Below are 5,465 nucleotides of genomic sequence, written 5' to 3'. Positions count from 1 at the left end.
CGTCGACAATCGTGATGCCGAGCGGGATGGCGGTGTTGTAATAGGTCCCGGCCGGGATGGTGACGGTGAAGCTCGCCCCCCCGCCCGGCGTGGTGTAGTCGGTGCCGCGCACCGCCGTCCCGCCGGTGATGGTGATCGTCACAGGGATCGGATTGCGCGCGGCGCCGGTCACCAGCAGCGTGGGCATCGAGGTTGCCGCAATCGACTCCGGCCCGCTGCCCGAAGCGGCCGAGAACTGCACGAAGGGACGCAGCGAAAGCTGGATCGCATCGAGCAGGTTGCCGACCGAACCCGGATCGGTGGTGGTGAACTGCACCCGCTGGAGCCCCGAGGCGCCGATGTAGGTCGTGTTTCCGGTGTTGACGTTCCAGATCTGGTTGCTGGTCGTCGAGGCCTGGGTGGTGAGTGTCTGGATCACCGTCCCGGTGCTGGTGGCGACCTGGAGGCGTACCGTCTGGGTAGCAGCGCCGCCGGCGCGCGCGCGGTGCGCGAAGGTCCACCCGAAGGGCTCGCCATTGATCAGGCAGATGTTCTGGAAGAAGGTGCCGTTCACATTGGCATTCATTTCGGCGTGCACCGCGCCGTCGAAGGACGGAACGCCGTTGAAGGTGGTGTCCCAGAGCTCGATCTCGTTGGTGGTGGTCGACCAGCCGGGCACGGTGTTGCCGACGAAGATCTGCCAGTTCGGCGTGCCCGGTCCCTGGGGGTCGTTGGCCTCGAAGGAGGGGTTCTGGAGCGCGCGCAGCTGGGCCAGCGCGGGTGCGGGCGCGGCCAGCGCCGCAAGCACGGCGAGGGCGGCAGCGACGTGGCACCCCTTCCCGAACTTTACGCGCGGCCCCCCGAACTGCGTGCCCCGTTGCAATGACCACTCCGGCTGGAGCGCGGCCTGATTGTGCCGCACTCTTTGCCGCGCAGGCTTAGGGCGAAGGTGCTAAATCGTGGTTAACCAAGGCAACCTGAGTCAGGTCGGCCCGCCGGTGTCGTCGGTGGCGAGAGTGAGGTTCATGGCACGCCCGTCTCGATCGTGCCGTCGTTCCAGATGTTGAAGAACATCACCGGAAAGTCCTCGACCCCTTCCAGAACGTAGCGAAAGCCAATATCGCCGTTGTCGAAGGCGGAGACCTCGACCAGCCGCAGCCGCTTGGCGAAGTCGGCTCGGGTGAGCACAGGCCCGCCGGGGCGCCGGTATTCCTCGCGCCACAGATCGTGGAAGCGCTGCAATTCCTTGCGCGCGCGCCGGTCGTGCCGCTGCCGCGCGTCCCACGCCTTGCCGAGCGTCGCCAGCGTGCGCTCGCGCGTGTCGGCGAGGCGCAGGTCGAGAAACAGCAGCACCTCGACCGGCTGGCCGAGCCATTCGCGATCCTGCGAGAAGACGGAATGGGGCCGGATTGCGGGGAGGAAGGTGCCGAGCTCAGGGTCGATGATGGGCGCAGGCTTCAGCACCGCGGCGGAGGCCGCCACAAGCGCGGCGTCCTCGGCGGCGGGCAGGACTTGAAGCAGCGTCGCCTCGGGGCGGTTCATGTCGAAGGTGACATCGCCCGCGATGGTAAAGCGCACCACCTGCCGCTCGGGAAGCTGTGCGAGCACCGCTGTGACCGCTTCCTCGGCCGGCGCGGTGAAGGTCACCGACATCTGCGTGGTCTGGACCGGGCCATCTCCCTTGCGCCATGCGACCAGCTTGAAATACCGGTGCCAGTCTTCGGACAGGACATCGGGCGGGTAGCCGGTCTCATGTTCGAGCACCACGCCGGTAATCGTCACCGGCGCGGGCGCGGGTTCCTCGGCGCGCAGGGCAGCAGGCAGGGCCAGCAGCAGCAGCGCGAGGAGCGCGCGCAGCATTCCGGGTTACCCCAACCGCGCCAGCGCCGCCGTCAGCCGCTCGACCTCGCCCGAGTGATGGGCGAGATCGGCGCGGGCCTTTTCGACCGCTTCGGGCTTGGCCTTCTCGGCGAAGGCGGGGTTGGACAGGCGGCCTTCGAGGCTCTTGGCTTCCTTGGTGCTGGTCGCCAGCGCCTTTTCGAGCCGCGCCTTTTCCGCCGCGATGTCGACGATCCCTTCGAGCGGGATGATGAACACATCCTCGCCCGCGGTCACCTGCATCGCGGGGCCGGCGGGAGCCTCGCCGATGGTCACCGGGGTCAGGCGCGCGAGGCGTTCGATCGCGGCGCTGGAGCGTTCAATGGTGCGGCTCGCCACGTCCGACGGTGCCACGAGGTACGCCGCCAGCTTCGCGCCCGGCGCGATGCCGAGCTCGTTCTTCGCGCTGCGGGTGTTCGTCGTAAGATCGATCACCCAGTCGATGACGTCAGTCGCGTCCTTGCTCACCTCGGCTTCCGGCTTGGGCCACTGCGCCACGATCAGCTCGTATTCGCGTGCGCCCAGCTTGTGCCACAGCTCTTCGGTGATGAAGGGCATGAAGGGGTGGAGCATTACGAGGATCTGGTCGAGCGCCCAGCCGGCGACTGCGCGGGTCTCGACGGCGGGCGGGCTGTCGGCGTCGCCGGCGAAGACCGGCTTGATCAGTTCGAGATACCAGTCGCAGAATTTGCTCCACGTGAACTGGTAGATCGCGTTGGCTGCCGCGTCGAAGCGCAGATCGGCCATCGCCTTTTCGATCTCGGTCAGGCAGGCCGCGACTTCGCCGATGATCCACTGGTTGGCGGCGAGGCGCGCTGCCGGGGCCTTCACGCTGGCCGAGGCACCGATCCCGTTCGACTGGCAGAAGCGCGCCGCGTTCCACAGCTTGGTGGCGAAGTTGCGATATCCCTCGACCCGCTTCTCGTCCATCTTGATGTCGCGGCCCTGGCTTTCCATCGCCGCCATGAAAAACCTGAGGGCATCCGCGCCGTACTGGTCGATCAGGCCCAGCGGATCGACCACATTGCCCTTGGACTTCGACATCTTCGCCCCGTCCGCCGCGCGCACGAGGCCGTGGAGATAGAGCGTATCCCAGGGCTTCTGGCCCATGTTGTAGAAGCCCATCATCATCATCCGCGCATCCCAGAAGAAAAGGATGTCGAAGCCCGAGATGAGCAGGCTGTTGGGGAAGTGCTTTTGCAGGAGCGGCGCGCCATCCTCGGGCCAGCCGAGCGTGGCGAAGGGCCAAAGGGCGGACGAGAACCACGTGTCGAGGACGTCTTGGTCCTGCCAAACCGGGTAGGCTTCCTTATCCTGCAACAGGATCTGGCGTGCCTCTTCCTCGTTCGCGCACTCGACGAATGTTCCCGGCCAACGATTGCCATCGGTCACATCGTCGAGGTCGCTCGCGTGCCACACCAACTCTTTTAGTTCTTCGACTGACGAAGCGACGAACACTGCTTTCTCAGGCAATTCACGCCATGTCGGAGCCTTGCGCAGCGTTCCCGATTCTTCGAGTTCGTACTTGAAACCATACCAAGCCGGGATCCGGTGCCCCCACCACAGCTGGCGCGAGACACACCAGGGCTGGATGTTCTCCATCCAGTTGAAGAAGGTCTTCTCCCACGTCTTGGGCACGATGCCGATATCGCCCGAGCTCACCGCCTCGATCGGCTTCTTGGCGAGTTCAGCAGCGTTCACATACCACTGGTCGGTCAGCCACGGCTCGATCACCACGCCGCCGCGGTCGCCGAAGGGGGTGGCGATCTGGCGGGGCTCGGCGTCGTGCTCGATGTCCTCGCCGTCCTTGTTCTTGGTGACGTGCGGGATGAGGAAACCCTGCTCCTTCATCCGCGCGACCACCAGCTCCCGCGCGCCGTCGACGCCATCGCGCTTGAAGCGGTGGAGGCCGAGGAATTCCTCCGGCACCAACCCATCCGCCGTCTGACAAACGTTCGCCTCGGCATCGAGCATGTTGAGCATCTCGGCCGCCGCGAACCCTGCGCGCTTGCCGACTTCGAAGTCGTTGAAGTCGTGCCCCGGAGTGATCTTGACGCAGCCCGAGCCCAGTTCGGGATCGGCATGCTCGTCGGCGATCACGGGGATGCGACGGCCGGTCAGCGGCAGTACCACAAACTTGCCGACGACGCTCGCATAGCGTTCGTCCGCCGGGTTCACCGCCACCGCCATATCGGCCAGCATTGTCTCGGGCCGGGTGGTGGCGACTTCGAGATAGTCGCGGCCATCGGGCAGGGTCACCCCGTCGGCCAGCGGGTAGCGCAGGTGCCAGAAGCTCCCCGCAATCGTCTGCGTCTCGACCTCGAGGTCGGAAATCGCGGTCTTCAGCTTCGGGTCCCAGTTCACCAGCCGCTTGTCGCGGTAGATGAGGCCGTCATTGTAGAGGTCGACGAAGGTCTTGATCACCGCCTTGGTGAAGTGCGGGTCCATCGTGAACTGCTCGCGGCTCCAGTCCATCGAGCAGCCGAGGCGGCGCAGCTGGTGGGTGATGGTGCCGCCGCTTTCGGCCTTCCATTCCCACACCTTCTCGACAAACGCCTCGCGCGAATAGTTGGTGCGCTTGTCCTGGCGCGCCTCCATCTGGCGTTCGACCACCATCTGCGTCGCGATCCCGGCGTGATCGGTGCCGACCACCCACAGCGCGTCCTTGCCGCGCAGGCGTTCATAGCGGACCACCACGTCCTGCAAGGTGTTGTCGAGCGCGTGGCCGATATGCAGGCTCCCCGTCACGTTCGGCGGCGGGTTGACGATGGTATAGGCCTCGGCTTGCGGACGCTCGGGCCGGAACAGGCCGTTGGCTTCCCAGTGCTGATACCAGCGCGCCTCGATGGCGGCGGGGTCGAAAGTGGTCGGCAGAGTGGGGTTCGCAGTGTCAGACATGGTGGAGCGCGCCATGCCAGCACCCATGTTGCGATGCAATGATGCAAAGGCCGAGGGGAACCGCAAGATGCGCTGCCGCCTGCACCTTGCGGCCCTGCCAAAATCCCCCCATACCCCCGCAAGATGCAGAGTGCGGCGCAACATTTGATGGAAGATGCGGGCGAAGGCGGTTCCCGGCTGGTGCTGTCGGGGCAGCTGACGCTCGCCGCCATCGCCCCGCTCGAACGCGAGCTGCGCACCCTCGAAGGCCCCGTCGCCGCTGTCGATCTGGCCGCGGTCGAGGAGATCGACACCGTCGGCGCCTTCGTCGTGTGCCGCTTCGCGCGCGAGCATGACAGCGAGATCACCGGCGCCAGCACCGAGGCCGCACGCCTGCTCGCCGCGATGCAGGATATCGACGCGAGCGGCGACACCCACCCGCACCGCCTGCCGGTATGGGAACGCGTGCCTCTGGCCGTGGGCGAGAAGGTGTTCGGCGCGCGCGGCGGGATCTACGGCGTGGTCGGCTTCTTCGGCCAGATCCTGCTCGGCGCGGCGAGCCTGATGCGCCATCCCAAGCGCTTCCCGTTCAAGGCGCTGGTCCACCAGATGGAGCTGGTCGGCGTCACCGCGCTGCCGATCATCGGGTTGATGAGCTTCCTGATCGGCGTCGTCATCGCCCAGCAGGGTTCGGTGCAGTTGCAGCAGTTCGGAGCGGAGTCGCTGACGGT

At 66.3% G+C, this 5,465-nt stretch carries 4 protein-coding genes; 1 reads left to right on the top strand and 3 read right to left on the bottom strand.

All coding sequences use genetic code 11. The features are described from left to right. The 3 genes from NBV68_RS17275 to NBV68_RS17265 form a co-directional block, all read right to left on the bottom strand. The coding region (locus tag NBV68_RS17275) for a hypothetical protein (protein ID WP_296312230.1) at positions 1 to 901 on the bottom strand (901 nt) is incomplete at its 3' end. A 101-nt stretch (positions 902 to 1,002) separates the two neighbouring features. After that, positions 1,003 to 1,839: a hypothetical protein gene (locus NBV68_RS17270; RefSeq protein WP_296312227.1), complete on the bottom strand. Its 837-nt coding sequence runs from the start codon at positions 1,837 to 1,839 to the stop codon at positions 1,003 to 1,005. Between the two features lie 6 nt (positions 1,840 to 1,845). Continuing rightward, positions 1,846 to 4,755 carry a valine--tRNA ligase gene (locus NBV68_RS17265; RefSeq protein ID WP_296312225.1) on the bottom strand — a complete coding sequence of 970 codons (2,910 nt, stop codon included), beginning with the start codon at positions 4,753 to 4,755 and terminating at the stop codon, positions 1,846 to 1,848. Between the two features lie 147 nt (positions 4,756 to 4,902). Here NBV68_RS17265 and NBV68_RS17260 point away from each other — a divergent pair. Continuing rightward, positions 4,903 to 5,465, top strand: a 563-nt coding sequence (locus tag NBV68_RS17260) for an ABC transporter permease (protein ID WP_296312222.1), incomplete at its 3' end; no start/stop codon positions are given.

Origin of the sequence: Erythrobacter sp. (assembly GCF_023653175.1) — a bacterium.
Lineage (GTDB): Bacteria > Pseudomonadota > Alphaproteobacteria > Sphingomonadales > Sphingomonadaceae > Erythrobacter.
This window is presented reverse-complemented; position numbering and strand designations above follow the sequence as displayed.